41 protein-coding genes, 1 tRNA gene and 2 pseudogenes are annotated in these 25,085 nt (G+C 65.3%); 13 read left to right on the top strand and 31 right to left on the bottom strand.

All coding sequences use genetic code 11. From position 1 onward, the window contains the following. Position 1: 1 nt before the first annotated feature. The 31 genes and pseudogenes from ACXI0D_RS15245 to ACXI0D_RS15395 form a co-directional block, all read right to left on the bottom strand. The gene (locus tag ACXI0D_RS15245) at positions 2-1,438 is read right to left on the bottom strand and encodes a terminase large subunit domain-containing protein (protein WP_479642226.1); all 1,437 of its coding nucleotides are present in this window, start codon (positions 1,436-1,438) and stop codon (positions 2-4) included. A gap of 3 nt (positions 1,439-1,441) precedes the next feature. Beyond that, positions 1,442-2,137 (bottom strand): terminase small subunit, encoded by a 696-nt coding sequence (locus ACXI0D_RS15250; protein ID WP_008268771.1) that lies wholly within the window; start codon positions 2,135-2,137, stop codon positions 1,442-1,444. A 16-nt stretch (positions 2,138-2,153) separates the two neighbouring features. After that, positions 2,154-2,735 (bottom strand): head fiber protein, encoded by a 582-nt coding sequence (locus tag ACXI0D_RS15255; protein WP_479642227.1) that lies wholly within the window; start codon positions 2,733-2,735, stop codon positions 2,154-2,156. A 9-nt stretch (positions 2,736-2,744) separates the two neighbouring features. Beyond that, positions 2,745-3,038: a hypothetical protein gene (locus ACXI0D_RS15260; RefSeq protein ID WP_164085148.1), complete on the bottom strand. Its 294-nt coding sequence runs from the start codon at positions 3,036-3,038 to the stop codon at positions 2,745-2,747. A 3-nt stretch (positions 3,039-3,041) separates the two neighbouring features. Then, the gene (locus ACXI0D_RS15265) at positions 3,042-3,344 is read right to left on the bottom strand and encodes a hypothetical protein (RefSeq protein WP_479642228.1); all 303 of its coding nucleotides are present in this window, start codon (positions 3,342-3,344) and stop codon (positions 3,042-3,044) included. Further along, positions 3,341-4,024, bottom strand: coding sequence for a Gp49 family protein (locus ACXI0D_RS15270; protein WP_479642229.1), 684 nt, complete (start codon positions 4,022-4,024; stop codon positions 3,341-3,343). The genes ACXI0D_RS15265 and ACXI0D_RS15270 overlap by 4 nt, the downstream gene beginning before the upstream one ends. Then, positions 4,021-4,200, bottom strand: a complete 180-nt coding sequence (locus ACXI0D_RS15275) for a hypothetical protein (protein WP_479642230.1) — start codon at positions 4,198-4,200, stop codon at positions 4,021-4,023. The genes ACXI0D_RS15270 and ACXI0D_RS15275 overlap by 4 nt, the downstream gene beginning before the upstream one ends. Further along, positions 4,197-4,571, bottom strand: coding sequence for a hypothetical protein (locus tag ACXI0D_RS15280; RefSeq protein WP_479642231.1), 375 nt, complete (start codon positions 4,569-4,571; stop codon positions 4,197-4,199). The genes ACXI0D_RS15275 and ACXI0D_RS15280 overlap by 4 nt, the downstream gene beginning before the upstream one ends. Beyond that, positions 4,568-4,795, bottom strand: coding sequence for a hypothetical protein (locus tag ACXI0D_RS15285; RefSeq protein WP_157635931.1), 228 nt, complete (start codon positions 4,793-4,795; stop codon positions 4,568-4,570). Before ACXI0D_RS15285 ends, ACXI0D_RS15280 begins: the two co-directional genes overlap by 4 nt. A 5-nt stretch (positions 4,796-4,800) precedes the next feature. Further along, positions 4,801-5,553, bottom strand: coding sequence for a lysozyme family protein (locus ACXI0D_RS15290; RefSeq protein ID WP_479642232.1), 753 nt, complete (start codon positions 5,551-5,553; stop codon positions 4,801-4,803). Continuing rightward, a complete protein-coding gene (locus ACXI0D_RS15295) occupies positions 5,517-5,873 on the bottom strand; it encodes a hypothetical protein (protein WP_479642233.1) in 357 nt (118 codons plus the stop codon). The genes ACXI0D_RS15290 and ACXI0D_RS15295 overlap by 37 nt, the downstream gene beginning before the upstream one ends. Before the next feature lie 166 nt (positions 5,874-6,039). Beyond that, positions 6,040-6,116 (bottom strand) — tRNA-Met (locus ACXI0D_RS15300). Positions 6,117-6,237: 121 nt separating this feature from the next. Then, positions 6,238-6,525 carry a hypothetical protein gene (locus tag ACXI0D_RS15305; RefSeq protein WP_479642234.1) on the bottom strand — a complete coding sequence of 96 codons (288 nt, stop codon included), beginning with the start codon at positions 6,523-6,525 and terminating at the stop codon, positions 6,238-6,240. Beyond that, positions 6,512-6,706, bottom strand: a complete 195-nt coding sequence (locus tag ACXI0D_RS15310) for a hypothetical protein (protein WP_479642235.1) — start codon at positions 6,704-6,706, stop codon at positions 6,512-6,514. Before ACXI0D_RS15310 ends, ACXI0D_RS15305 begins: the two co-directional genes overlap by 14 nt. Before the next feature lie 267 nt (positions 6,707-6,973). Beyond that, complete coding sequence (locus tag ACXI0D_RS15315) at positions 6,974-7,408, bottom strand: hypothetical protein (protein WP_479642236.1); 435 nt, start codon at positions 7,406-7,408, stop codon at positions 6,974-6,976. Further along, positions 7,405-7,602 carry a hypothetical protein gene (locus ACXI0D_RS15320; protein WP_479642237.1) on the bottom strand — a complete coding sequence of 66 codons (198 nt, stop codon included), beginning with the start codon at positions 7,600-7,602 and terminating at the stop codon, positions 7,405-7,407. Before ACXI0D_RS15320 ends, ACXI0D_RS15315 begins: the two co-directional genes overlap by 4 nt. Beyond that, positions 7,602-7,787, bottom strand: a complete 186-nt coding sequence (locus ACXI0D_RS15325) for a hypothetical protein (RefSeq protein WP_479642238.1) — start codon at positions 7,785-7,787, stop codon at positions 7,602-7,604. The genes ACXI0D_RS15320 and ACXI0D_RS15325 overlap by 1 nt, the downstream gene beginning before the upstream one ends. Then, positions 7,780-8,478: a hypothetical protein gene (locus ACXI0D_RS15330; RefSeq protein ID WP_479642239.1), complete on the bottom strand. Its 699-nt coding sequence runs from the start codon at positions 8,476-8,478 to the stop codon at positions 7,780-7,782. Before ACXI0D_RS15330 ends, ACXI0D_RS15325 begins: the two co-directional genes overlap by 8 nt. Beyond that, on the bottom strand, positions 8,475-8,891 hold the full coding sequence (locus tag ACXI0D_RS15335; protein WP_479642240.1) for a hypothetical protein: 417 nt from the start codon (positions 8,889-8,891) through the stop codon (positions 8,475-8,477). Before ACXI0D_RS15335 ends, ACXI0D_RS15330 begins: the two co-directional genes overlap by 4 nt. Continuing rightward, positions 8,888-9,277, bottom strand: a complete 390-nt coding sequence (locus ACXI0D_RS15340; RefSeq protein WP_479642241.1) for a hypothetical protein — start codon at positions 9,275-9,277, stop codon at positions 8,888-8,890. Before ACXI0D_RS15340 ends, ACXI0D_RS15335 begins: the two co-directional genes overlap by 4 nt. Before the next feature lie 7 nt (positions 9,278-9,284). Then, positions 9,285-9,557, bottom strand: coding sequence for a hypothetical protein (locus tag ACXI0D_RS15345; protein WP_479642757.1), 273 nt, complete (start codon positions 9,555-9,557; stop codon positions 9,285-9,287). After that, a complete protein-coding gene (locus tag ACXI0D_RS15350) occupies positions 9,557-9,907 on the bottom strand; it encodes a hypothetical protein (RefSeq protein WP_479642243.1) in 351 nt (116 codons plus the stop codon). The genes ACXI0D_RS15345 and ACXI0D_RS15350 overlap by 1 nt, the downstream gene beginning before the upstream one ends. Continuing rightward, positions 9,907-10,395, bottom strand: a complete 489-nt coding sequence (locus ACXI0D_RS15355) for a hypothetical protein (RefSeq protein WP_479642244.1) — start codon at positions 10,393-10,395, stop codon at positions 9,907-9,909. Before ACXI0D_RS15355 ends, ACXI0D_RS15350 begins: the two co-directional genes overlap by 1 nt. A gap of 115 nt (positions 10,396-10,510) precedes the next feature. Continuing rightward, on the bottom strand, positions 10,511-10,720 hold the full coding sequence (locus ACXI0D_RS15360) for a hypothetical protein (protein ID WP_479642758.1): 210 nt from the start codon (positions 10,718-10,720) through the stop codon (positions 10,511-10,513). Between the two features lie 26 nt (positions 10,721-10,746). Further along, complete coding sequence (locus ACXI0D_RS15365; RefSeq protein WP_479642759.1) at positions 10,747-11,250, bottom strand: hypothetical protein; 504 nt, start codon at positions 11,248-11,250, stop codon at positions 10,747-10,749. Beyond that, complete coding sequence (locus ACXI0D_RS15370) at positions 11,247-11,636, bottom strand: Ref family recombination enhancement nuclease (RefSeq protein WP_236494369.1); 390 nt, start codon at positions 11,634-11,636, stop codon at positions 11,247-11,249. The genes ACXI0D_RS15365 and ACXI0D_RS15370 overlap by 4 nt, the downstream gene beginning before the upstream one ends. Positions 11,637-11,664: 28 nt before the next feature. After that, positions 11,665-11,892 (bottom strand): annotated as a pseudogene (locus tag ACXI0D_RS15375) (VRR-NUC domain-containing protein); the annotation flags it as partial. A 192-nt stretch (positions 11,893-12,084) separates the two neighbouring features. Continuing rightward, positions 12,085-12,366: a hypothetical protein gene (locus tag ACXI0D_RS15380; RefSeq protein ID WP_040007336.1), complete on the bottom strand. Its 282-nt coding sequence runs from the start codon at positions 12,364-12,366 to the stop codon at positions 12,085-12,087. A gap of 655 nt (positions 12,367-13,021) precedes the next feature. Continuing rightward, the gene (locus tag ACXI0D_RS15385; RefSeq protein ID WP_479642760.1) at positions 13,022-13,360 is read right to left on the bottom strand and encodes a hypothetical protein; all 339 of its coding nucleotides are present in this window, start codon (positions 13,358-13,360) and stop codon (positions 13,022-13,024) included. Positions 13,361-13,619: 259 nt separating this feature from the next. Beyond that, on the bottom strand, positions 13,620-13,892 hold the full coding sequence (locus ACXI0D_RS15390; protein WP_479642761.1) for a hypothetical protein: 273 nt from the start codon (positions 13,890-13,892) through the stop codon (positions 13,620-13,622). 177 nt (positions 13,893-14,069) lie between these two features. Next, complete coding sequence (locus tag ACXI0D_RS15395) at positions 14,070-14,363, bottom strand: Cro/CI family transcriptional regulator (RefSeq protein WP_040007332.1); 294 nt, start codon at positions 14,361-14,363, stop codon at positions 14,070-14,072. Between the two features lie 32 nt (positions 14,364-14,395). Here ACXI0D_RS15395 and ACXI0D_RS15400 point away from each other — a divergent pair, with 32 nt between their 5' ends. The 13 genes and pseudogenes from ACXI0D_RS15400 to ACXI0D_RS15460 form a co-directional block, all read left to right on the top strand. Next, positions 14,396-14,692, top strand: a complete 297-nt coding sequence (locus ACXI0D_RS15400; protein ID WP_479642762.1) for a helix-turn-helix domain-containing protein — start codon at positions 14,396-14,398, stop codon at positions 14,690-14,692. 252 nt (positions 14,693-14,944) lie between these two features. Then, positions 14,945-16,558 carry a PD-(D/E)XK nuclease-like domain-containing protein gene (locus ACXI0D_RS15405; RefSeq protein WP_479642763.1) on the top strand — a complete coding sequence of 538 codons (1,614 nt, stop codon included), beginning with the start codon at positions 14,945-14,947 and terminating at the stop codon, positions 16,556-16,558. A 207-nt stretch (positions 16,559-16,765) separates the two neighbouring features. Further along, complete coding sequence (locus ACXI0D_RS15410) at positions 16,766-18,433, top strand: AAA family ATPase (protein WP_479642251.1); 1,668 nt, start codon at positions 16,766-16,768, stop codon at positions 18,431-18,433. Positions 18,434-18,460: 27 nt separating this feature from the next. Further along, positions 18,461-18,817: a hypothetical protein gene (locus ACXI0D_RS15415; RefSeq protein ID WP_479642764.1), complete on the top strand. Its 357-nt coding sequence runs from the start codon at positions 18,461-18,463 to the stop codon at positions 18,815-18,817. A gap of 13 nt (positions 18,818-18,830) precedes the next feature. Further along, positions 18,831-19,397, top strand: coding sequence for a 3'-5' exonuclease (locus ACXI0D_RS15420; RefSeq protein ID WP_479642765.1), 567 nt, complete (start codon positions 18,831-18,833; stop codon positions 19,395-19,397). A gap of 21 nt (positions 19,398-19,418) precedes the next feature. Beyond that, positions 19,419-20,320: pseudogene (locus tag ACXI0D_RS15425) on the top strand (recombination-associated protein RdgC). A 48-nt stretch (positions 20,321-20,368) separates the two neighbouring features. Beyond that, positions 20,369-20,872, top strand: coding sequence for a carbon storage regulator (locus tag ACXI0D_RS15430; RefSeq protein WP_479642766.1), 504 nt, complete (start codon positions 20,369-20,371; stop codon positions 20,870-20,872). A 54-nt stretch (positions 20,873-20,926) separates the two neighbouring features. Further along, positions 20,927-21,679: a phiTE_072 family protein gene (locus tag ACXI0D_RS15435; RefSeq protein WP_479642767.1), complete on the top strand. Its 753-nt coding sequence runs from the start codon at positions 20,927-20,929 to the stop codon at positions 21,677-21,679. A 167-nt stretch (positions 21,680-21,846) separates the two neighbouring features. Beyond that, a complete protein-coding gene (locus ACXI0D_RS15440; RefSeq protein ID WP_479642768.1) occupies positions 21,847-22,161 on the top strand; it encodes a hypothetical protein in 315 nt (104 codons plus the stop codon). Further along, positions 22,154-22,402, top strand: coding sequence for a hypothetical protein (locus tag ACXI0D_RS15445; RefSeq protein ID WP_479642257.1), 249 nt, complete (start codon positions 22,154-22,156; stop codon positions 22,400-22,402). Before ACXI0D_RS15440 ends, ACXI0D_RS15445 begins: the two co-directional genes overlap by 8 nt. Continuing rightward, positions 22,395-22,883, top strand: coding sequence for an SAM-dependent methyltransferase (locus tag ACXI0D_RS15450; RefSeq protein ID WP_479642769.1), 489 nt, complete (start codon positions 22,395-22,397; stop codon positions 22,881-22,883). The genes ACXI0D_RS15445 and ACXI0D_RS15450 overlap by 8 nt, the downstream gene beginning before the upstream one ends. 12 nt (positions 22,884-22,895) lie before the next feature. After that, positions 22,896-24,329: a DNA cytosine methyltransferase gene (locus ACXI0D_RS15455; protein ID WP_479642770.1), complete on the top strand. Its 1,434-nt coding sequence runs from the start codon at positions 22,896-22,898 to the stop codon at positions 24,327-24,329. Positions 24,330-24,539: 210 nt separating this feature from the next. Beyond that, positions 24,540-25,085, top strand: a 546-nt coding sequence (locus ACXI0D_RS15460; protein ID WP_479642771.1) for a DNA cytosine methyltransferase, incomplete at its 3' end; no start/stop codon positions are given.

Genomic DNA, 25,085 nt, shown 5'->3' on the forward strand with positions numbered 1-25,085 from the left:
GTCAGCGGCTCATGTAGCTGCGGCCCTTGGTCTTGGCCGCGAGTAGGCGCCGCTTCCAGTCGCCCGAATCCTTCGTGATGAGCGCCGCAGGGTTGTAGCCCTGCGCGTACTGACGGAAGGCGTCGGAGTAGTTGGAATGGCTGTCGTGGATCGGCTCGTCGGTGAACGCGCCGATGGCTTTGTTGAAGCGCTTCCGGTATGCCGCCAGCGAGGCCAGGCCATCGGCGCATTCCTCCTCATCGAACCAGCAGCCCGCGAACGCGGCGCGGGTCTGGTTGATGCCGACCAGAACGTGGTCAACGCGCGGCACGATCTCGAAGCTCTGCCCGGCCATCTGCTCGCGCAAGAGCTGAATCATGGTTTTGCCCGTCTGCAGCGAGGTGTTGGCCGCGTCGTGGGGCACGTAATGCTTGCCGTAGACGTACCCGCGCTCGGTGCCCAGCGCCTGTAGGTACCGGGTGTAGTGCGAGATGTCGTAGCCGCTGTTCTGGTACGCGTGGATGAAGCGGTTGGTCAGCCCGATCTGCTGGTGGAACCAGATCGAATTGAAGTCGTTGTAGCCGAGATCCCAGAACGTGTTGACCGGAACGCCTGGTACGAACGGCACCTTGCCGATGCGCTGCTGCGCGCGTGCTGCCTGCAGCTCGCGGAAGTAGAAAGCACCTTCGACGCGGTTTCCGCTCCACCGACCGGCCAGCAGCGCATCGCGCTCCTCCGGCGGCAGCATCATCAGCGTCTCGCGGTAGCCGGTGCCGCGCAGGTGCTTGTTGTCGGCCAGCTTCGCCGGGATGAATCGACGGGTGAAGGTTCTCGGCACCTCGCGGTAGCCGCCCTCGCCGTCCTCCTCTTCGAACATCATGGAGACCGGCAGGCACGTCGGCCCGCCGTCCTCCTCGATACCCCACCGTTCCATCACCCAGCGCTGGCCCACGCCATCGGGGTTGGTGGTGCCACGCATGTACCTGGGCAGATCCCGCGCCGTGGTGCGGTTGCGGCTCATCAGGTAGAGGTAGCAGGTCGCGGTTGGCCACAGCGTCAGCTCATCGAACCCGATGTAGTTCCACGCGCGGCCTCGATACTTGAACCGGTCGTTGTCGGCGTTGAGATAGCCGAACTCGACCATGCCGCCCCACGGCGTCTTCCAGCGGTGCTCGATCTTGTCGTAGTAAGCGCCCTCGATGAACTGCGGGTACAGCTCGTGTGACCGGTCGATGAGGTCTTTCAGCTCCGGGAAGCTGCGGCGGAACAGGATGCCGCGGTGCTGCGGGTGCTGGGGGCCGTTCCAGGGCAGGCACCATGCGTCGATCAGCAGCGAATCCGACTTGCCGCCACCGGCAGCGCCGCCGTACAGCACCTCGTAGTCGTCGCAGGCCAGAAAATCGGACTGCTTTGGCGTGGGCTGCCACACGATGTCCTCGGCGGGGTAGTCGAGGCTCACGGCTCAGCCCTGCTGTGCCAGCGACTGCACCCGGCGAACCATGAACGCCGGCGCGTTGCCCTTGCGCTGCGGCTGCTCGAGGCGCTGCGCGGAGCCCTCGATCGCATCCTGCAGGCCTGCCGACTGGCCCTGCCCCGTCTTCGCCGGCACCACCACCACGCCGACGCGGTGGGTGTGCTCCACCTTCTTCTTCTTGTCCGGGAATGCATCGATGAGCTGCAGCGCTGTGCGCAGCGCCGCATGCTTGTCGGCGAACTTGATCTTGTTGGTGACGCCGATCTTCTCGCGCGCGTCGCCCACGCCGGCGTACAGGTCGATCTGCTGCACCTCCGCGATCATCGCGCCCGCATCCTTGGGCCACTCGTGGGGCGGCAGCAGCGCGCCATCCTCACCGAACAGCGCTGCAGGGTCGCCGAATGCCAGCTTGGCCAGCTCCGCCATGCAGCGCTCGAAGGTGATCTCCGCCGTCCGCACCACGGAGCCGACCAGGTAATCGTGCACGATCCGGACATCCGGGTTCGCGGCGAACTGCGAAGCGTTGGCCTTGGCCGTCTTCTCGGCATACCCGGCCTTCAATGCTGCCTCCGTCTGGCTCCCTGCCATCGGCAAGGCGAGCGCGAACGCCTTGAGCTTCCCGCCCAGCCGCTTGTACGCCTCGATCACCTGCGCAGGTGCACCGGCCAGTACGTCCGTGCTCACGTCGATCCTATGCCGATCAGGTCGCCAGCGCGCCCGACCCACGCAGAGACGCCATCAAGGCCTTGACCTGCGCCACGACATCCGTCTCGCTCGTGGGATCAGCAACAGCCACGCCCTGCTTTACGCCGCCGATGGCTGCGCCTGCAGCCGGCAGTGAGTAGGCGTTGGCATTCGCTGCGATGCCATCCAGCTTGGCCTTGTCGGCGCCGGACATGAAGCCGGCAGCAGCGGTGGTGGCGGCACCATGGGTGTGGTTGCCAGCCGCTGCAGTGGTCGCAGTCGCGCCGATAGCCAGGTTGGACGTGCCGGTACCCGCACCAATGGCCGTGCGCGCTGCGGCCTGGTCGGCGGCCGTCAACACCTGCTTGCCGACCAAGCTGGCGTCGGTGATGTTGTCGGCAGTGATCGGCAGAGTGGCACCTCCACCGCCGCCACCAGCAACGTCGCCCTTCACCATGGCCTGGGCGAAGTGCTTCTGGCTCACGTCAACGGCAATGCTGCCGAACGGCAGCAATCCGGCGGCCGCAGCGCCCTTCACCTTGGCGGCCAAGCCCTCGGGGGTGTCCGATACCAGGATCGTGTAGTCGTCAAGCGCCATGGGGTGTCCTCATTTCAGGTGGATGATTCCGGCCTTGTCCAGCCGCTGCAGGCACTGGACGCATGCGCCGCGGCGGACCTCGCAGGTCTGCAGCTTTCCGATCAGGGTGGGCACAACCTCCCCACCCAGCTCGTCCCACGCCTCGGCGTTGTTGGGGTCTGCCTCCCACCGCACACCGGCGTCACCGTTAACCGTGCACGGCAGGAGGCAGATTTCGTTGCACTGCGCCGGCACCGGGCGCGTGATCCGGCCGCAGCCGGCCAGCAGCGCCGCGACGGCGATGGCGATAAGCGCAGTGCGCATGGCTCAGCCCTGGCTCTCGCCGGTGGCACCGGCGGTGATGATCGGGGTGATGGTGGCCACCTGCCGGTCGATCTCGGCCAACACGTCCTGACCGAGCATGCTGATGCTGATTTCGTCGGGCTCGTCGCCCTCCTCCACCCAGCCAAGGTCCGCCAAGCGCTGCACCTGCTGGGCGCTGAGCGTGGTTTCCCCGCTCTCGGCGAACTGGGCGTCCAGCGTCACCAGCGCTACTACGTCCTCACGGCCGGCGCTGATGCCGGCGGCTGCGAGGGATGGCGGCGCGCACGGCGGCGAGGGAGCGCTCACGCGTCACCTGCCTTCTTGGCCTGGCCAACCTGGTAAGGCATCCACTCGGCGCGGTGGCCGGCGGCGCAGCACTCGTCGCCCGGCTGCATCATCTGCACGGCACGGACGGGGAAGGCATGGCCGGCGTGGTCGATCACGCGCAGGTTCACCAGCCGGTCGCCGTGGACGTAGACGATGGTTGCATCCATGGGCTGCTGCCGGCCGGCGTCGTAATCGCTGGTCGGGAACGCCTGCATGCCGGCCGGCCACATGCCGCCGCCTGGGTAGAACCACACCTTGCGGCCCACGGTCGGCTTGATGACCTTCGGCATATCAACGTCGCCGGAGAAGCTGTAGCCGGCGCCAGCAGCAGCCATCGTGCCCGCTGCGAGCGCAGCACTGCGGACAGAGGTGAGTTGATCGCGTCGACGGAACCCCAGCAGCGGCCAGCACTGGTCGATGGCCTCCTCGCGCGCCGCTGCGCGCCCGATCTCTGCATCAAAGTCCGCCGGATCGATGGCCCCGTAGTTCACGCCGATCACCTTGCATCCGTTGCGAAGGATCAGCACGCACAGCGTTACCTGGTTGAGCGCACTGTAGTGCTCCTTCGCCAGGTAGTTGTTGCTGAAAGCGCCGGCGCCGCTGGCGTAGAACTCGCCAACGATCTCGGCCTCGATCTCGGCCAAGGTGATGCGGCTCACAGCAGCACCTCGAGTGCCAGCACGAAGGCCAGCAGTGCGAGGGAGCGATAGAACCATGCCTTTGCCTTGGCTTCCTTTGCCTGCGCGGCCAGGTTGGCAACGCTGGCTTCCGTGCGGGCGATTTCCAGTTCCTGCTCGAGGTATTGGGGTTGGAACTGACGGGTCTTCGGGGTCACGGTGACGACTCCTGGTTGGTTGCGCCGCTGAGGGCGCGGTTGATCGCGTCCACACGCTGCTGGCCGGGAGCGCACTGCTCCGGCAGCGGCTGCTTGGCTGCGATGGATCGGTACTCGATGCGGATGCGCTGGCCTCGATCAGCGATGCGCTCGAGGTCGGCCATCAGCTTCGCGTCGTCGCGTGTGCGCTGTTCGGCAATGCCGGTGACAGCGCGCAGGCTGGCCGATAACGCCTCGTTCTCGAACCGCATCGGTGCCGTCACGGCGCGGTAGGCCTGCCAGACGTTGAGCGAGGCCAGCACCAGACTCAGCGCGGCGAGGATCGCCACCCACTTCCATGCAGCCCACCAGGCCTCGAGGCGCGCAATCATTTGCTGAACACCGTGGCGATCTTGAACAGCAGGCCGGTGATGAACGACGACAGGCCGCCGACCATCAGCAGCGTCTTCCAGCTCCCGCGCGCCTCGGTGAGCACGTCGTGGATCTCCTGCACCTGGGCCTGCATTTCCTTCTGCTGCTGCACCAGCGTCGTGATCTGCTCTCCCTGAGCCTTGATCGTCGCTTCCATTCGGCCCATGTCGCGGTGGATCTGCATGTCGCTCATCGGGCGCGGCCCTCTGCAAGCCGGGCCGCATCTTCATAGCGGTTGCACAGCCCGGTTTCGTTGACGGTCCCACGCCACAGGCGGCACATGGAGCGGTATTGGCGCGCCATGCAGGCCACGTCGGCCGCAGGCACGCACACGTCGCGCAGTGCGCGCATTTCGCTGCGGCGGCTGCCGGCCATGCTGGCGCCACGGTTGTAGACGGTTGCCGTCAGGCTGCCTTGCGCGTCCGGCGGCAGCCGATCCCAGCCGTTGGAGAACGTCCGCTTCGCCAGCCGGTGGTACGCCGGCAGCGTCACCGCGCGGAACACCTGCTCGCAGTAGCTGTACGGCGTGGTGATGTCGCGGTAGCGCGGCAGGACAGCCCGTGCATCCTGGCCGGTGATGCCGGCGGTGGTGCTCAGGCGCTGCACCGCGTAGTGCTTTGCCCAGTCGCGGCCGATCACTGCCGGTGTCTGGTGGCCGCCGTCGTAGCCCACGCACCAGGTGATGCCAGACGCACCGCCCGGCCACACCGGCCAGCGCAGGCGCTGCTCGTAGTGACGTGCGCTGGTGATCTCCCAGCGGATTATGTGGGCCACGGCCGCGTCGGACACCTGCTCCGGCACCAGCGGCGCCGGCGGGACGATGGACTGCACCGCTTCCCGCGCACGGACCATGGCCGATGGCACCTCATCGAGCACCCGCTGCGCGCCGTGCGCGCTGCCCAGGCTCAGGGCGAGAAGAAGTGCAGCAGCAGAACGACGCATGCGATCCACACGATGGTGTCGGTGATGTAGACGATCAGCGGACCGCGACGGCCGGCGACGATGCCGGCCCACAGCTCCTGGCCTTCTTCCTTGGTGAGCTGGCGGCGCTGGCGGCGGCGAGCCAGCCAGGCCAGCCCGAGCGCAGCGATCGCGTACGCGGTCTGGATCGGAAGCTCGATCAAGCGAGCTACGACATCGACGGTGGAGGCCGGGTCCAGTGCGCCCAGCACCACCCATGCAGCGATAGCGATCACGGCCAAGGCCGGCAGCCAGACGACCGGCTCCTGCCAGCGCCGCAGCCAGGTTGCGATGGATTTCATGTGGACCTCGAGGAAGTTCGGCCAGCGCCCGGCACGGTCCGCTGCGTCAGCGGAGCTGTGCATCACCTTGCGAGTGGAGAGAGGCTGGACCCACGCGGCGCGTCTCACGACGGCCAATGCGCGGGTATCGCCGCGACCGTGACTACCGGGCGCTGGCCGAAGAACGTGGTAGCGGGAGGTGGATTCGAGCCACCGACCTACGGCGTATGAAACCGTCGAGCTGCCGGGCTGCTCTATCCCGCTAATAGAAAAACCCCCGGCCAGCGCAGACTGACCGAGGGTTGGGGAAGCTGGCAGCAGGGGGAACTACGCCAGCGTGGGGAAACGTAATGGATAGGGGTGCGCCAGGTCAAGCATGTTGAACCTACCGGCCAAGCAAACCGGCCAGCGGGTGCGCCTTGCGGGCCGGTGCGCCCTTGGGCAAGCGTGCTGCCTTCTTCGGCTTGGCGACGCGGCGGTCGGCCAGACACTCGAGCAGGTAGTGCTCGGGATACGGGATGGACCCGCCTTGCCCCGCCCATCGCTCGAGCGACCGCACGCTGCAACCGAGGCGCTGTGCCACCGCTGCGTAGGTGAGGCCCGTCCGCTGGATCAGGTCGCGAGTGTGAGCGCTGCTCGAGTCGTAGCCTTGGCGGGCGTCAGGCTTGTTCATCGGCGGCCTCCTCGCGCACACGTGAGGTGGGCACCAACGGTTTACCTGTGTCGGCGCGCGCCGGGGCGAGCGGCATCACCATTGGAATCCCGTCAAAGAGTCGGGCGCCATTGGTCAAAGCTCCAATGAAATCAACGTCGTCGGCATCCTGTAGCGGTACACCAAGGGTGGTCTTACCCATAGCGAGCGGCCTCCGCTACTCGGTCCAAGAGGGCCGGATGAACTACTACGGTGTCAGGGGAGGACAGCACCCCCACCTGGTGGGAAGCCACCATGTAGAGACACGGCACCTGCTTGGTACCGAACCGCTTGAGCCACTTCTTGCTGATGCGTCGGTGGTAGCTGGGCGAGTGCTTCCCCTTCATGTGCGGACGGACTGGCTCGGTCTTCGTCGCCAAGTGGGACACCAGCACCGGCATTCCCATGTACGTGAGCTGCAGCCCGGCCATCACAGCGCCCCCCTGTAGCTGGGCAGGGCCGCACGCAAATCCCTGTATGCCTTGTCGCGTGCGGGGCCGCTGCCGTTGCTGGCGAGGTAGGCCTTGGCTTGCTCAGCGGCCAGGGCCAGACGGTCGGCATCGGTGATGGCATTGCGCACCAACTGGGTGGCGGGTGCATCTGCACCATGGGCCTTGGCCATCCCGTTGAGCATCGCCTGCAGCACCCCACGGATGGACACAGGGGACGCGTCCGGTTCGGATGCGGACGGCGATGCGGACGGATTCGGGACGCCGTTGAGATCGGCCAGCAGTCGCTCGGCATGGGGCAGCAGCTCGTCACCGTGGACGTGTGCACAGACAATGCCGCCAGCCGAGGTGATCGTGTGCGTCGCCCTGCCGAGTGAGGCGTATGGCTTGGTCGTGAGCTTGTAGTGACCGCTCATGGCGTCTTCCTTTCCGGCAGCGGGCCGGCGTAGTGGGTGATGGGGATAGCGCGCATGCCATCGCGCCACTGGGTCAGGCCTTGGCTGGCGTACCTGACAATGGGCTTCTGCCCATAGCCCCACGTCACGTACCAGCCACCCTCGGGCACGGGCCGGGCCGCCTCGTACAGCGGCAGGTTGATCTCGCGGTCCATCAGCTCACCTCCACGTGGCGCCGCAGCGCCTGTTGCCGGCGGCGGCGGGCCACCGGTATCTGGCCCACGGCTTGGTGCGTGTGCGTTGGTCGGCGCGGGCGGGTGGTCCACAGGTGGTACAGCAGCGCGCCGGCAGCGGCCGGGCCGATCACCACCGCGATCAGCAGCAGGGCCGACTCAACCATGGCCGGCCTCCTTTGCTGGGTTCACCTGGTGCTGGTAGTGATCGTGGGCGCGGGCCAGCTCCGACCGCAGGTAGTCGAGCCACCACGCGGTGTCACCCCCTCCCACGTCGCTCAGCAGGCCGGCGTCGTAGCGTTCGAGCACCATGGCCTGCGCGGCCGGGCCGGCGTAGAGCTTCATCGGAGCCAACGGCTTGCCATCGTAGAACTCGATCTGCAGGCCCCCTTCGCCGGAATAGACGATTTCGCCGATGGGCTGCCCCACCTGCTGACGCGGGCCAAGGCCTTCGCAGGCTCTGCCCAAGTCGCAGTCCGGGCAGAAGATGTTGCGGCCCTCATCGTTCTGGCGGATACCAGTTCGATCACATGCGTCGCAGCCTTGCGGCACAGTGGCCACGGACTGCGCGGCCTGCCAGGCCTCCCACATATTCTCGATGCGGTTGAATCCGTAGCTGCTATAGCAGCCCGCAGACTTCATCCACGCATCGAACTGCGCGCGATCCGCCTGTAAGGCTGGGGAGGCCGTGGCCAACAGTTCAGTACCGTTGGCCTGTTCGCTCAACATCGGCAGGGCCGCCTCGACGGCGGTGGTCAAATTCCGGCGCAGCCTGGTGCCGGTGACCTCGCGGAACCCACCCTCCTCGAGGTCCGAAGCGATGGCGTTGACGAAGCGCTCGATGTTCGGGCCACTCATGGCTCACCTGCCTTCGTGATCTGTGCTTCGACCCACTCACGCATCCGGGTCCACCGGGCCTCGGGCGTCTCTTTGTCCCTGCGCCACTCACCATCATCGTTCTCGTGGACGATCTCCGCCGCCATCGCCTCCGCTATCCCGAAGGCCTGGCTCACTGCGGCGCGGTCGGATGGATCCAGCCCGGTCATGTCCAGGCCACGCTTGGCGCCGATGACACCGAGCGTGCAGTGGCAGCCGCTGGCATCCTGCAGCTCCTCGGCAATGACGCGCTTCTCGGGCATCGCGTCCAGCGCGTCACGCAGCTCGATCAGGAACTGCTGCCCGCGCCTGCCCCGCAACGCCGAAGCAACGGCGCCGCGCCAGCAGATCAGCGGCCAGGTGTCGCAGTCGTCGCTGTATCCGCTGCGGCTCATGCGGCACCGCCCTGGGCAGCGACGCCCGCCTTTGCCACCTCGTAGTCGCTAATGCGCTTGACCATGCTCTCGAGCGATTCGAGCTGGTGGGCCACGAGCTGGTAGCAATGCCTGCCGATGCGCACATAGCGGTGGAAGAGTCCACCGCTGTAAGGCTCGCGCGGGGTGAACGTCTCGATGTTCTCCACGTCCAGCACCACGTGCCGGGCTGGCTGCATCACATTGAGCTGGTCTTTCCAGCGCTGCGCGTCGATTTCCTGCACGTCGATGTCGACGCCGGCGGCGCCGGCGCGCAGCAGTTCCAGCTCCGGCGAGTGGGCCACTTCGAAGGCGCGGAATGGTGCAACGTCGCCTTCACGGTGGGATTGATCGATGGCTCGTGCCAAGCCGGCCTCAAGGTTGGCCAACCTGGTCGCCTGAGCGAGCGTCAACGCGGGAGGGTGTCGCATATTGAACCTCATGGGCGTGTGATGGTGGGTCCGGGCCGGTGCCCGGCGAGGTGAAGCGATCCCGGCGGCGCCGGGTGGTGGTGGTGGGGGTGTCATCGAGCCCCCCTATTGCCCAGCCGAGCACGAAGCCCAGGCCAAGGCCGATCAGGCCGAATACCGCGGCCATCTCCCACACGTACCGCGTGATCCAGGTCGCAGCCTTCGAGTCATCCGTCATCACGGATCTCCGTGGGAGGCGCGGAACGCGTCGAGTGCGTCCACGAGGTTGCCGGCCGCATCGCATTCGTCCCCAAGGTCGCCGCCATCGGGGTCATGCAACACCTCATGCAGCCGGTCGCGTGCCGCCATGATCGTCTGCCAGTTGTCGTCACCCATGTTCAGGTGCTCACACAGGTCATCGATGCCTTCGTCATCCAGCGAGGTAAGGCCTTCATCGCCACCGGTGGCGATCTCGTGGATCTCGTCGCTACGGTTCTCCGGGCTGCCTTGGCCATGCTTCTGGTAGTAACGCAGCGCGGCGAGGATGGTGGCGGTCTCTTCCGCATGCAGGTAGACGGCGATGCCCATCACAGCGTCTCCCCGAGTGCATCAGCAAGATCGCCCGCGCCAGTCAGCGCGTCGCCCAGGTTGGTCGTGTAGTCGCTCATCACGTCCCAGCCATCGTTGCCGTAGACAAGGTGGACCCAGCCCGCGCGGGTCATCTTGGGCGCATACGCCGGGCCTTCGATGTTCAGCAGGTACAGGCGATCCTCATCGGTCTGCATGATCGCCGCCATCACCGTGCCCACGTCACGGGTGCCGGTCACCGCGAGTTCTTCACCGTTGTGAACCTGAATCGCGTAACCCTCGGCGATCAGGTCCGACACCGCCTTACGGATCACTGCGCGCTCGATCAGGATCCGCTCACGGATCTGGTACTTCCCCGCTGCGGTGAGATCGCGCTCTGCCATGAAGGCGGCGTCGTCGGCGTGCTGGAAGTGATTGGTGGTGGCCTGTGAGCGGATGCTTGCCAGCAGTTCCGCAGCGGCAGTCGGGGAAGCCTCATGGTTCGACATGTTAAACCTCATGGTCTGTTAAAACCCGCCTCCGTGGCGGGCTTGCTGCGCAGACTACGCCGCCTTTTTGGCGGTGTCAACATGTTAAACCTAATTTTCTTTATCGCACGCGCATTCAGTCATCGCGGAGCTTTGCATTAACCATGCGCGCCCCTCTGTGCTCGAGTTCTCGCAACAATGCCAAAGCGCCCTCATGCAGCGGATTCAACTCGTCGCGGAACGTAGCCTCCCGGATCTGCACGGCCTTGGCCCGGCGATGCTTTCCCCAGGGCTGCACGCCTGTGCCCTCGCAGTCTTCGCACAGATGCCACTCGAAACCGACCACCTTGCCCTCCTGCAATACCGGCTTCGCTACCTCACCTGGTCGGCCGAAGTCGCGACACACCGGGCAATGATGCGGGTTCCTGTACTCATCGATGACCGCCCTCGCCCATCGTTGGAGAAACGCGGCTCCCCCACCTTGGCAAGGGTCTTGGGCGCCAGCACCTTGCGCGCACGACCGGACAGTGCCCGCGCCAGTAGCGATGCGATGCCAAGGAATGCCTGTGTTTCGCTGGGCTTCTCTACCGGCATTCGCTCGATGTAGAAGCGGGGCTTGCCGTCGACTGGTGGCAGTGGTCGCTTCACCTCTCGATGGCCGACCACGCGCATAGGCCCTTCGATCCTCGCAGGCCACCACCGCAGGCACAGCACATCCACTGCCAGTGCTTTCCGGTGATCGCCGCCGGCAACTGCCAGCGCGTTCGCGATGTCGATGGCGGTCAGTTCCGGCTGGCCCGTACCGCGTGACCCGGCCACCTGCAGCGGCAGACTGTGGCTGAGCCTCGCCATGGTCTTTCCGACATTCCTGCTCACGCCGCCTCTCCCGTCAACAGCGCCGTCTGGCGCGCGATGAGGTAGTCGTCGCTGCCGAATGTCTGGTGGAACGTGCGTGACCCTTCGGCCAGACTCGGGCCGAAATGCTCGCGCATCCGGGCGTGCGTCCAACCATCCACTTCGATGCGCCCGCGATGATGCCAGAGGCATCCGGCGTAACCGTGCGCATGGCTGATGCGGATGTTCCCCGACTTCACGTGGTTGTAGTCGCTGCAGGTTGCCACGTGCTCAAACGGCATGCGCCCCATTTCCGCCCAGATCAAGCACGGAATGCACACCGTCACTTTTGCCTCATCGACGCGTGCAGCCTCCGACTTTCTCATCGCCCTGTTGCCAGGGCGCCGCTTCTTCTTGAAATTCCGCATGATCCCCACTCGCTATAGGTGCTGCATGTTAAACCTCGAGGGCTAAATAAAAGAGCAGCTCCTCCCGTGCTGCCAACCAGCCTTCGCATACCACTGCCCGGTACCCCTGCTGCTGCAACCTGGTCAACCAACTTCGCTGCACCGCTGAGACCTCGGGCTTTCTTCCCAGGTCCGCTCGCGTCGCCTTCAACTCGATGCGCAAACCGTGATACCCACCTCGCGCCACATCGAGAACCAGATCGGGGTAGCCGGCGCGAACGCCTCTGTGCTTTCAACCTGACCGCCTCGAGCTTCCCTCGCCGTCCGCCGTTCGGAACGTGCATCAGGTACTGCAGGTCAGATAGCTGTGCGCTCGCCGCCGCGACCCAATCGAACAACGCTTTCTGATGCGCATCTTCCGGGTGACGCGGGCGAGTGCCCGCGCCTCCTCGCATCGTGTTTCCACCGATCAACTACTGATCTCCAACGCGGTAGCGGCTGCGCGGATACGCCCCGCGATGCGCTCATTGCTCGATGCCGCGCTGACCGTGCACACAAAGCCAGGAGCTGTCAGGAGCTGGCTGTAGTCAGGGTGGTCCGGGCCCACGGCCTCCAACATGCCATCCGCGTCAATCGTCACCACCATGGGCGCCCCGCCCCCGAGATCCGCAGCAGTGCGGGCGAGGTTGGCCGCGACCAGCCAGATATTGCCGAGCTTGAACGATGGTGGGTGCTCAATTGCGTTGTTCATACGGTACTACCCCTGTCTGTTGGTTCCTTGGAATTTGCCGTGCGCAGTGGCACCGACCGAGCAGTGCTCAGTCAGAATCACCACGCGAATCGCCGGCACGCAATAATCCATCTTTGCCCATGCTTTCAGCTTCGCTCGGCGACAGGCCAAGCGTGGCGCTGATGTCAGCAAGGTGCTTGCGCATCTGCTCTCTGGTTGCCGGCTTGTGCGGCCGGCCTTTCGGCGCTTCCAATTCGCCCACCACGTGCGGCAGGGGTTCGCCCGCATTACCGCTTCCTTCGCCACGTCGTATGCGTCACGCAGCATCCGCTCGGCGTCACGTGCCGATGCAGCGCGGTAGGCATAGACATCCAGGTACCGCCAAACCGCGCGAGTGAACGCGGAGCGGAATTTGAATTGCTTCGACAACTCGAACTTCACCCGCCCCAGGCTGGGCACGCCCAGGCACATCGCGCGGAATCGCGGTGCGGACGGGGGGAAGTCACTTCCTTCAACCCGGCAGGCCTCCAAGCCAGCATCGATCTGCTGCCGCGACATACCGGCGAGAGTCAGCCCCCACTCACGCCCGGCCGATGACCGAGGGTTGGCGCCGTACTCTCGCTCCCAGGTTGCGCCGTACAGGCCGCCCATTCGGAGCCACAGGTAGTCAACGAGGTCATTCGATACGGTCGGCGCGGCCTTCGATGTAGCCGTCTGCGCCCCAGCCTCGCTGCTGATCTCCCTCGCGTCCCGCGCGAACTGCCGCCTCGATCCGTTCGACGGCACTACCTCTCCGATTCGTTGCATGGCTCACTCCCTGTGGAGGTGGATTCTGGCGTTCGGCGTTCTCACGCCGTGCGATAGCGACTACATAGGTCGCTGGCTTCCCGCGGCACTCAGCCCACCCGGCGATTTCCAGAACGTGCTCGACCGTGACACCTTCGGCAGCCGCTGCGATCAGGTCGGGTGTGTAGCTGGTGCATCGGAAGCCAAGCCGGTTGAGCGCGATGGCCATCGGCGCCGCAGGGCTTAGAACGGGGGCCTGGTCTTCCGCGTGCCCTTCGAAGTAGCCCTCGCGTGGCGGTGGTGGTGGCGGATCGTCCAGCCCCCCAAGGGGTAGCTGGTTACCATCTGGAGTAGAAGAATCTCCTCTCCTCTTTTCTCCTCTGGTCCGCTTTCCGTCCGCACCGCCTGCGGACTCTCTCCGCTCGGCGCGCTTCCGGTCGGCGTCCTGCGCTCGGCGCCGGGCCGATGCGCCGTTGTGCGTGTCGAACTCAGGCAGCACAAGGCATCCCGGTTTGCTCGTCGTCCAGCCAACGGACATCCAACATGGCACCAGCCATGCCGGGTAGGCCGATCAGCTCATCCACCAGCTCCAACGTGTAGCCCTCGAGCACGCCATCGGTGGTGTGTTCGTCAAACAGGCACCACACCGCATGCAGCCCGCCAACTACCCGCAACCTGTCCGTTTTCAATGCGGACGCCATGCGGACAACCTTGGGATGCCTTCCAAGCCCGGTGCGTACCTTGATCCAGTCGCCAGCCATGTCATTCCGCTCGCACAACTGCGTGGATGTTCAGGGCAGCCAGCAGCGCGGCGAACTGGTCGATACCCTGCAGCATTCGGCCGACCGTGGCAGCCGAACACCCGAGTTGGCGCGCTACGGCACGCTGGGACACGTCGCGGACTCGGCGACGGATCAACAATGCGTTGCTCACTGCGTTCACTTCCCCGCAACCGGGGTTCCGAGGCGGTCCTGCATCGCTTCCATGCGGGTCCGCCCCGTATCTGGGTCCAGCACTGCTGCCTGCAGGTCCGGGTGCTTTTCGAGGAGCTGCCGCGCCCGCAACTCGGGCACGAACTCGCCCCACTGCCGAATGGCCTGGCGGGTCAAGGGTGGAGAGAAGGCGCGCGCGACTTCGCCGCGATTGCCGCCGAAGTAAGCGAGCACATTTGAGGTGCGAAGGATCGTTGACATGCCGGAAAGGAAAGCACGCTTGTCGCTAGGTGTCAACATGTCGCACCTTACCCGGCGTATCGTTGCTACCTATGACCACGAGCCGACCCCTGCGCACCGCTGCGCCGTCGAATCCCCGCACCCAAGGGGAACGCATACGCTTCGCCCGTATCAACGCCAACCTGTCCCAGGAGCAACTGGGTATGCAGGTGAACAAGGCAGGCGGGTCCAGCGTTACGAAGTCGCTGGTCAGCCAGTGGGAACGCGATGGCGTGAAGAACCCCACCAACGACAACCTGTTCGCCATCGAGGCGGTTACTGGCTTCTCGGCCCAGTGGATTTCGAGCGGACGCGGACCGCAGAAGGCGAAGGTTGCCTCCACCGTTTGACTGGATACGCATGCGCTCGAGCGCGCGCTCGCCGCCGCGCTACCGGACAGCGGCAAGCACGCCGACCTGGCCCAGGTAGTGGCCGGCCTGTATGACGTGTTGATGGACACCCCGGACGTATCCGACAAGACCCTCGCCAGCTTCGCCTCGGCACTGGCGCGTCGGGATCTGATTTAGAAAAATCGAGCCGGGGGGTTGACGCTCGCGGAAAGCTGTATTGTCGCAGGTGTCACATGTTGAACCTTGCGAACCATGACGCCACCAATCGAGGGCGCTCGTCTCATTCCTGACGAGGCGCCAAGCACGTATTACGCACGTAGCCTGGACGTGGCCAACCACACCGGCCTGTGCCATATCGGGCGCTCCCCCGCCCACTTCCGGTACTGGGTAGAAAACCCTCAGTCCGATGCCGACACCAAGGACTTCGCGTTCGGTAGAGCATTCCACTGCGCGACGCTGGAGCCGGACGTGTTCAATCGCACCTATGCGGTGATCCCTGCAGGCGCACCCGCCCGCCCCACTTCGCGGCAACTCAATGCGAAGTCGCCCGGTCGCGAAAGCCGCGCTGCGCTCGACTGGTGGGCGATGTTTCTCGCCGGCAACGAAGGCCGCACGTTGGTCAGCGTTGATGACTACGACCGCTGCCAGCGCATGGCCGAGAGCATTCGCTCCCACTCTGATGAAGTGGCAGGCCTACTGGTTGGCGGGATTCGCCAGGCGACATTGCGGTGGCAGGACGATGACACTGGCCTCGCGTGCAAGGCGCGTATCGACAACTACGAGCCAGGCCTGTTCATGCTCGACCTCAAGAAAACCCGTGACGCCAGCGAGGAGGCCTTTGCACGCTCCATCGCCAACTATCAGTACGACCAACAGGCCGCTCACTACTGCGCGGGAGGTTCCGCATGCGGCACCCCAGTGAAGCATTTCATCTTTCTGGCCTGCGAAGACACCCCGCCGTACGTGTGCCAGCCCTACTACCTCGATCCCATGGCCGAGCAGCGCGGCATGGGGTGCGTAGGCGACGCATGCGCGTCCAGGCCGAGTGTCTGCGTACCGACCGCTGGCCGGGCTATGCCACCAGCTTCCGACAGATTTCCCTCCCCAGCTACGCCTACTACGGCACCGACGAGGCAGCATGACCGATTCCACACAATCCACTGCGCTTTCCCCAGCCCGAGAAGCCGCCAGCATCGAGCGTGGTTTGGCCATGGACGCCACCAGCTTCGAAGGTGTGCACACCGTCTTCAGCCACGGCAACGCATTCAACCTGGCCGTGAAGATGGCAAGCATGCTGTCGGATTCCACGGTGATCCCAGCCCCGTATCAGGGCAATCCCTCCAACTGCCTGATCGCCATCGACTACGCCGCACGTCTGCGCGTGTCGCCGGTGATGCTGATGCAGAACATGGACGTGGTGAAAGGCCGGCCGGGACTGCGCGGCGCATTCCTGATCGGCCTCATCAACGCGTGCCCCCTGTTCAGTCGAATCAAGTTCGAGTGGCGTGGTTCCCCGACGACGGCACCGGGCAGCCTACTGGCGACTACGGCTGCCGTGCCTACGCGACCGAGATCGAAACCGGCGATGTCCTGCAGGGCACGTGGGTGGACTGGGCGATGGTCATCGGCGAAGGCTGGGACCGCGATAACGGCAGCCAGAAATCGAAGTGGAACACGCTCCGCGACCAGATGTTCCAGTATCGCGCCGCTTCCTTCTGGTCCCGCACGAACGCCAGCGACGTGACGCTCGGTCTGCACACGGTCGAGGAGCTGGACTATCTCGAGAATGCTCCGGGTTACGCACGCCAATCCCCCCTCTCCTGTCATCGAACACGACCACGACCGGGGCATGCCCGGCCTGCTTGATGAACTTGCGGATCGTGCACGCAGCGCTGCCGCGCACATTGATCTTGCGGAGCCAAGATCGCCCGCCGAAGGACGAGTCTTCGCGCCTCCGACCGACACAGCGCCAACCAACGATGCACAGCCGAAAGCGCGCAGAACACGACGAATCATTGAGTAACTGCGCCCACAAGGTTTCACATATTCAACCTACAAAATGCAGGAGCAATTATGCGCATCACCGGAATTACCGTATCCAACTTCCTTGGCCTGCCCCACTTTCAGCACTCGCTTACTGAGCCTGTCTTGTTCGTCGCTGGCGGGAATGGCGACGGCAAGTCCAGCTTGCTTCAGGCCGTACGCTTCGCCTTGACCGGCGCAATGCCCCGAGGCGTCACCAAGGTTGCGGACCGCAACCTGCTGCTGACCGAGGGTGCCAGCAAGGGCTATGTCCAGGTGGAGGTCGACGGAAACCCGGTGCGCCGCACCGTGTCCACGGCAAAGCTCACGGGCGATGCTCCGGAAAGCCCGCACCTCGACCTCTGCCTCGAGGCCTCACAGTTCGCACGACTGGATGACAAAGATCGCCGGAAGTTGCTCTTTGCCATCGCCGGGGTAAAGGCAAATGGCGAAGCTGTCTCCGAGCAGATGAAGGCTCAGGGCATTCGTGCTGACATCATTCAAGACCTGTTGCCACGCCTCCGCGCCGGGTTCGAGGCGGCGGCGGCTCACGCGCGGGACAAGGCAACTGAAGCGCGCGGCGCCTGGCGTGCGGTGAGCGGTGAGAACTATGGTTCCACCAAGGCAGATGGCTGGACCGCAGCGGTTGAGGTCGAGGAGCCCAACCAGGCTGCCATTGACGAGCACGCCACTGCCATCGCTGATCTCCGGGCGCGCGTGGCTCCGCTGCATGCTGCGATTGCCAAGGTGGAAGCCATGCTGCCACCGGACAAGCTGGCGGAGTTGCAGGCGCAGGCAGACGGTCAGGGCAAGGCCGAGGGCGACCTCGCCATGGCCCAGCAGGCGTACGACGATGCTGCTGAGGAGGTTGCAAAGCTGCAGGCCCAACTGCAGGCCGGTGCTACTGGCGGCATCCCATGCCCATGCTGCGGAAAGTCGGTCCGGATCGATGGGCAGCGCCTCGTCGTCGCCAGCGAGCCCGACGGCACCGACACGCAGAAGGTGCTCAACAACCTCGCCGCCGCCAAGGTGCGGGCCCACGACGCCAACACACAACTGCAGGTTGCCCGCCGGGCACTCGCCTGCGCACAGGCCGCCGCGTCCACGCTGGCCAACCTTCCAGAAGCTCCCACCGACGAGGAGCTGCGCGCACCGGATCTGCTGGCTGATGTGAACCAGTTGCTGCAACAGCACGAACGCGCACACCGCGCCCTCCTCGATGCTCGGGCACAGCACGAGCGCGCGAAGCACCGCACTGAACAGGCCGCGCGCCATCACCTCGATGCGGCCGCATGGAAGTTGGCCGAGGAGAACCTGGCGCCCGAAGGCATTCCCTCGATCCTGCTGGCTCGAGCGCTGGACCCGGTGAACGCCACTCTTGCCGCGGCCGCTTCCGTCGCCGGCTGGCGACCCGCAGCGGTCACCCGCGACATCACCCTGACCTACGGCGGCCGCCCCTACGCGCTGGTTTCCGAATCTGAGCAATGGCGAGCTGACGCCATGTTCGCAGCCGCCATCGCGCAGCTCGCCGGTGCCCGCATCCTGATGCTCGACCGCTTCGACGTGCTTTCACCACTGGCGCGCGGGGACGCGTTGGATTGGATGGATCATCTGGTGACGGAAGGCCATGTCGACACGGTGATCGTCGCAGGCACGTTGAAAGAGCGCCCCGACCTCGGCAAAGGCGTCGATGTTGTCTGGCTCGGCGCCACCGCATAGCCCCTTCCTGCGCACACGAGGTATCACATGCGAAACCACGAACCAGCGTGCCGACAGCTCGCGATTGATTTCACTCCAGCGTCTGAACGCGCGCAGCTCGGGATGGAACGCGCGGTCAACCACGCCAACCGGGTTGAAAGCGAGTGGAGCGGGCAGGCACTGGGATTGCTGGTCGCGTTCGCCCGCCAGCACGCCGAGCCCTTCCTCATCGAGGAGGCGAGGCGCTGGGCAGAAGCAAACGGGCTGCCGCCGCCACCAGACGCACGGAGCTGGGGCGCCGTGACCAAGCGCGCATCGATCAAGAAGCGCATCGAGAAAGCCGGCGCAGCCCCGGCGGCCTCATCCAACTGTTCCCTCAAACCCCTTTGGCGCTTCCGCGCCTGATCGGAGATCAACGATGTCCCTGATTTTCTTCTACGACACTGAAACCACCGGCCTCCCAGCGTTCAGCGAGCCGTCCGACGCTCCTCACCAGCCGCACCTGGTGCAGGTCGCGGCATCGCTGGTGGATGCGACCAGCCGGAGGGTGATCTCGTCCATCGATGTGCTCGTGAAGCCCGACGGTTGGGCCATCCCCGACGAAGTAACCCAAATCCACGGGATCACGACCGAACAGGCCGAGCAGTGTGGCCTGGACGAAAGCCTTGTGACCGAGCTGGTGCTCGACATGTGGCGGTTGGCGGATGTCCGCATTGGCCATGTCGAATCGTTCGATGCCCGGATCATGCGCATCGCCCTGAAGCGCTACGCAACCGCAGAAGTCGCGGACGAGTGGAAGGCCGGCCCCGCGCAGTGCACCGCCAAGGTGGCCAAAGCGCTGATGGGCATGACCACGAATCCGAAGCTGATCGACGCGCACCGGCATTTCCTGGGGCGCGAGTTCGATAGCGCACATACAGCCCACGCCGACATGGTGGCGTGCCGAGACATCCACTGGGCCATGGCCGACCACGAAAACGCCTGATGGGGCGAGAAGGAGAAGCGCATGTTCTTTCGTAATTTGACCATGTTCCGCGCACCGCAGATCACGATGTTCGAGCTGCAGGATGGCCTCGAGGCATCGGCCCTCAAGCCGGTCGGCCCGCTGGAGTACAACTCCGCTGGCTTCGTCTCGCCTTTCGGCCGCGCGATGGCCAGCCGATTTCCCACGAAGTTGCTGGCGCGCTGTGGCTGACCATCGGGGAGGAGGAGAAGATCCTTCCGGCAGCCGTCATCAATCAGATGCTCGAGCGTAGGCTCGCGGAGATCGAAGAAAGCGAGGGGCGCCGCCCCGGCGGCCGCGAGCGGAAGCGCATCAAGGACGATCTGCTGCACGAGCTGCTGCCCAAGGCGTTCGTGACCTACCGGCGGAACGACATGTACCTCGACCACGCGCGCGGCGTCGTGTTTGTAGACACGTCCAGCCGCAAGACCGGCGAGAACATGATGTCCGCCATCCGGGGTGCTCTGGGCACCTTCCCCGCGATGCCGCTGAACGCTGAGGTCTCCCCCCGTGCCGTGATGACCGGCTGGATCGCCGGCGAGCCGCTGCCCGACGGAATGACCCTCGGCGAGGAAGCGGAGCTGCGCGATCCGGTGCAGGGCGGCGCGGTTGTGAAGTGCAACAACCAGGAGCTGCGCTGCGACGAGATCGACAAGCACCTGGACGCGGGGAAGCAGGTGACCAAACTGGGGCTCGTGTTCAGAGATCGGCTGTCGTTCCTCCTCGGTGAGGATCTGACGGTTCGCAAGCTGCGCTTCCTCGAGGGAGCTGTGGATCAGCTCGATGTCACTGACGTGGACAGCCGGCGCGCAGAGATCGACGCCCGATTCGTGCTGCAGGTCGGCGAGGTTGGTGCACTGTTCGACGCCCTCGAGCAGGCATTCCGTCTGACCCGCTACGTCTGACACGCCGGCCGCACCGGCGGCCGGCTCCATGGAATTTGGAGAACCCACATGCTCATCCTCACGCGCTGCCCCGGCGAATCCATCGTCATCGGCGAGAACATCCGCATCGTTGTCGCCGAAAATCAGGAACGGCCAGGTACGCCTGGCGTTCGAGGCACCGGCGGAAATCGAGATCGATCGCACCGAATCCCGCACCAAAAAGGAGGCGGCACGATGAACGCTGCCGACCTCATTGATACGCTGCTTGGGCGCCTGCAAGCGCGCTGGTTCCGCGACACGGAGAGCGGCGGATCGGCCCTTGCTACCGGGATCGTCGTCGCACCGAAAGAGCTGCAGGTGCTGCAGGCCGCCCTCTCCGCCCAGCCCTCCCCGGGTGGTCAGGGGGAACTGCCGCGTGCACTCGAAGATTTGCGCGACGCCTTGCAGCACGTGATCGACTGCGCAGACGGCGGCGATGACTACAACTGCGGCCGTCCGATGATCGATGCGATGACCACGCTGGGCCTGATGGAGGAAGACTGGCCGTGGGCTGTGGTCGGTGAACGTCCATGACGCTCAGGCTGTGGTTGAAGCACTCGCCGCCCGCCATCCGGTGGGGGAGCGGTCGTGTACGAACCCGGCCTGTATGAGTATGCGCCGTATTTTGAGCCCACCCCTGAGCAATGGGAGCGCCACACCAAGGGCATGACCGACAGCGGAAAGCATCTGCTGGCGAACATGCTGGCTCACCACTGCCTGCTGGCTCGCCGTGATGATCGTGGTTGGATCATCACACGCTTCGACCTGATCCGCAGCGGCAAACCGTGGTGGCACGTGTCGAACGATGGCGTGCTGACCTATGACTATGACCCCGAGACGAAGGCGCGCGCGGTCCCCGCCCCGCCCGCGCGGGCCGTGGACCTGGGCGCTGTCGCCGACGTGCTGCGCGAGCTACTGACCGAGCGGCAGCACCGCACGGATGGCAGCCTGATGCAACTGGCCGAGCGTTGTCGGCACCTGTCGCGCGGTGACCGCGATTGCATCGCATTGCGCGGAGCCCTCATCACGGAGCTGAAAGCGCAGGCCGTGGACCTCGGGCAACTTCCCCATGGCATCCGCCTGATCGAGATTCCAGGCCGCAACAACCTCGATCCGATCAACGTGTTCGTGCAGGACTACGAGTTGGGCCGCGGCCGCATCGTCGTCACCTGCTACGGGCAGGCATGGTGCGGGTTCTGGGGTGCCATGGGCGACCGCACGGTGATGCAGTTTGGAGCTGCATGCGACGCGGACTACGTGGCCGGCAACATGCTCAGCGGGCGACATGAGCACGTGAAACACATGAGCGCTCCTACGTGGAGCGCATCGCCACCGAAGTGATCACCGAGTTCCGCACCCTGCTTGCTCCCAAGGCGGTGTCGCTGTGATTCAGCTCATCTCACCCGAAACGGCCGAAGGCCGGAGCTGGTTGGATCCAGGTACCCTCCCCCCCGGCCTGGGTGTCCCTCGGATATGACGCGCTGGCCTTCCGCCATCCGGCGAGAGGCTTGACGGTGTTCTCTGCTGTCGAAGTGGCTACCGATCCCGGCGACATCTCCAAGGGGCCCGAGTATCACATCAGCATCAGTCGCGACGGGAAGCGCTGCAGCGCTGCTGACGCGCGGCAGGTGATCGCTGATTTCGACATGGATGGCGCGGAGGAAGACAACCATGTGCCCAACGGCATCGTCCGCAACTGGTGGCGCCCCGTCGCTGAGCATCTGGTCGGCATCGAATGCCACTGCAAAGAGAGCGAGAAGATGGTCGAGGACAAAGGCGATTACATCTGGCGCGGTGTACCGGGAGGCGGCAGCCATGGGTAAGTTCTACGGACACATCCATCTGGATGTGCGCGGTGCGCTGAAGAACATGACGAGGCGAGAGCTGGCTGCGATGTTCACCGAGTCCAGCACCGGCAGGAAGCTCAACGCCGATGAAGCGAAGGACGTGCTGTTGAATCACCTCGAGGCGGGCCACAAGGTCATCCCGCTCGGCCCCGCCTGCGAGGGCTTCGACTACTCCGGCGGCGGTTGCCCTGGCCACGAGGAGCCGAGCGATGACTGACAACGCGCCTCTGGTCCTGGAACCATGCTGTGTCGGCCGCATGATGTGGTTTGACCCCAGCGACCAGCGATGCCTATTCGGCGATCTTCGGCACGAAACAATCACGGTAGTTGATCGGACGCATCACACACACGGTACCCGCGTCCTGTCGATTCACCCTGACTGCCTGTTGGACTTCCGCGCTCTGCCATTCGCTGACAACACATTCCCGCTGGTGGTGTTCGATCCGCCGCACTTGGTGCGTGCTGGCCGAGAGAGTTGGTTGGCAGCCAAGTACGGGAAGCTCGGCAAGGACTGGCGTGCAGACCTGCGCGCGGGCTTTGCGGAATGCTTCCGCGTGCTCCGCCCCGAGGGCGTTCTGATCTTCAAATGGTCCGAAGTCCAGGTGGTCACGCGGGACGTGCTGGCGCTGACCGATGCATTCCTTTTTTCGGACACCCATCCGGCAAGCGCGCCGGCACGCACTGGATCTGCTTTATGAAGGAACCTGCCAATGGCTGACGGCTCCCGCTCGCCCGACATTCGCGTCACGCGGACCAAGACACGAACCCGGCCTGCCCTCATCGGCGACCTGTTCTGCGGTGCTGGTGGCCTGTCGAATGGCGCCAAGCGCGCCATGCGACAGCTCAATCGCCCGGTGAAGCTTATCGGCGTGAATCACTGGCCGGTCGCCATCGAGACGAACCGCCGCAACCATCGGGAGGATGCTGACCGCATCCACTGCGCGGATCTGGAATCCGCCCTGCCGCTCTCGCTGGTGCCCGAGGGGCGCCTCGACCTGCTCATCGCTGCGCCCTCATGCGTGTTCCACAGCAGGGCCCGCGGCGGCCGTCCTGTGCACGATCAGCAGCGCATGGATCCATGGCACGTGGTCCGCTGGTGCACCGAGCTGCGTGTCGCGCGCATCCTGGTGGAGAACGTGCCGGAGTTCATGGACTGGGGCCCGTGCAGCCTGGTTACCGGCCGGCCCATCCCGAGCCGCAAGGGCGAATACTTCCGCGCTTGGGTAGCGGCGCTGGAAGCGGTGGGCTTCAAGGTCGACTGGAAGGTGGTCTGCTGCGCCGACTATGGCGACCCGACCACCCGCCGTCGCTTCTTCCTGATCGGTCGGAGCGACGGGAAACGCCTGACGTGGCCCGAGTTCACTCACGACCGCGTGGGCGGTACCGACCTGTTCGGTACCCGCCAGCGGTGGCGCGGTGCACGTGAGGTTATCGACTGGACCATGACCGGCAAGAGCATCTTCCACCGTAAGAAGGCGCTGAAGCCGAATACCCTTCGCCGCATCCTCGCGGGCTCCGTGAAGTACAACTGGCCCCAGCCCTACGTCGACGCCGTGCAGGCGCTCCTCGACGGCAGGCAGCCGCGCCTGGTGTTCACCCGGCAAGAGGCCGCCGACCTGGGCTTGATCCACGCCGACTCGATGCTGCTGAACCTGCGCGGCACCAGCGAGCAACACCTGCAGTCCGCATCCCGGTCCACGGACGAGCCCGTGCCGACCCTCACGGCCGGCGGTACGCATGTGGGGCTGGTGCTGGCGACCAGCAGCGGCGGCGTAGCCCGCGACCTGGACCAGCCGTTGCCGACCATCACAACCGGCGGTGCGGGCAGCCAGCGCCCCGGCTGTGCCCGGCCGCAACTGGTGGAACCCATCATCGTCCCGACTTCGAACACCAGCAGCGCGGGCGTGCCCCGCTCGGTGGCCGAGCCGATCCGCACGGTGACCACCGCCAAGGGCGGCGACCAGGCGGTGGCCATGCCGCTGGTGGCGCCGTACTACGGTGGCGGATCGCGGCTTACCACGTCCTCGATCGCCGAGCCCGTGCCGGCGGTAACGACCAAGGCACGGTTCGGCTTGGCTGAGCCGGTGCTGATGCGCGCAGGTCACGGACAGCGATGGCCGCGATCCTGCCAGCAGGATCCTTGACGCCAGTGATCCGGTACCGGCGCTCACCGGCTCCAACGAGGTCGCGCTCGCGGAACCCATCGTGATGCGCGGCAACGTTGGTGCGGGCCGGACACGGGACATGAGGGCCGTCAGCGAACCGCTGGCGACGATCACCACGTCGGAGTCGCTGGCACTGGCGAGCCGTTCGCCCTGCCTGTCACGCATCACGGCGATGTCCGGACGCATGGCATGGACGAACCGTTGCCCACCATCACCGGCGCCAACCGTGGTGAGCTGGGGTTGGCACGGCCGGCCGCCGAGCTGGCCGATGAGGTGGTGATCGACATCAACTACCGGATGTTGCACTGGCGCGAACTGGCCCGTGCCACGTCGTTCGATGACGAAGGCGAGGTTGACGACTTCGCCGGTACCGCCACCGAGATCACCAAGCAGATCGGCAACGCGGTACCGAACCACACGGCGAAGGCCCTGGTGATGAGCTTGATGAGGGATGCGGATGAAGTGCGACAACGAACAGGGCCCACCAGTCATTTCTGCGGTGGTGTTCGAGGGCATTACGGTGATGGGCTCCGACGGCCGACCTGCATCGTTGGCGGTGGTGGACGCAGATGGTCGGGTGCTGGCTGCAGGCCCGGAGGTGGCGAAGGCAGCGTGGGAAGCGTCGGTACTGGCCTACCCGAACTTCCGGATCGGCGAGGGCCATATGCGGGTGCTGCAGAAGCCGGGTGCGAAGAAGTGACCCGGCAGCAGGAGTATATTTCAGCGATCTTTAGG

The sequence above is a fragment of the Stenotrophomonas sp. C9D9 genome (assembly GCF_056491205.1).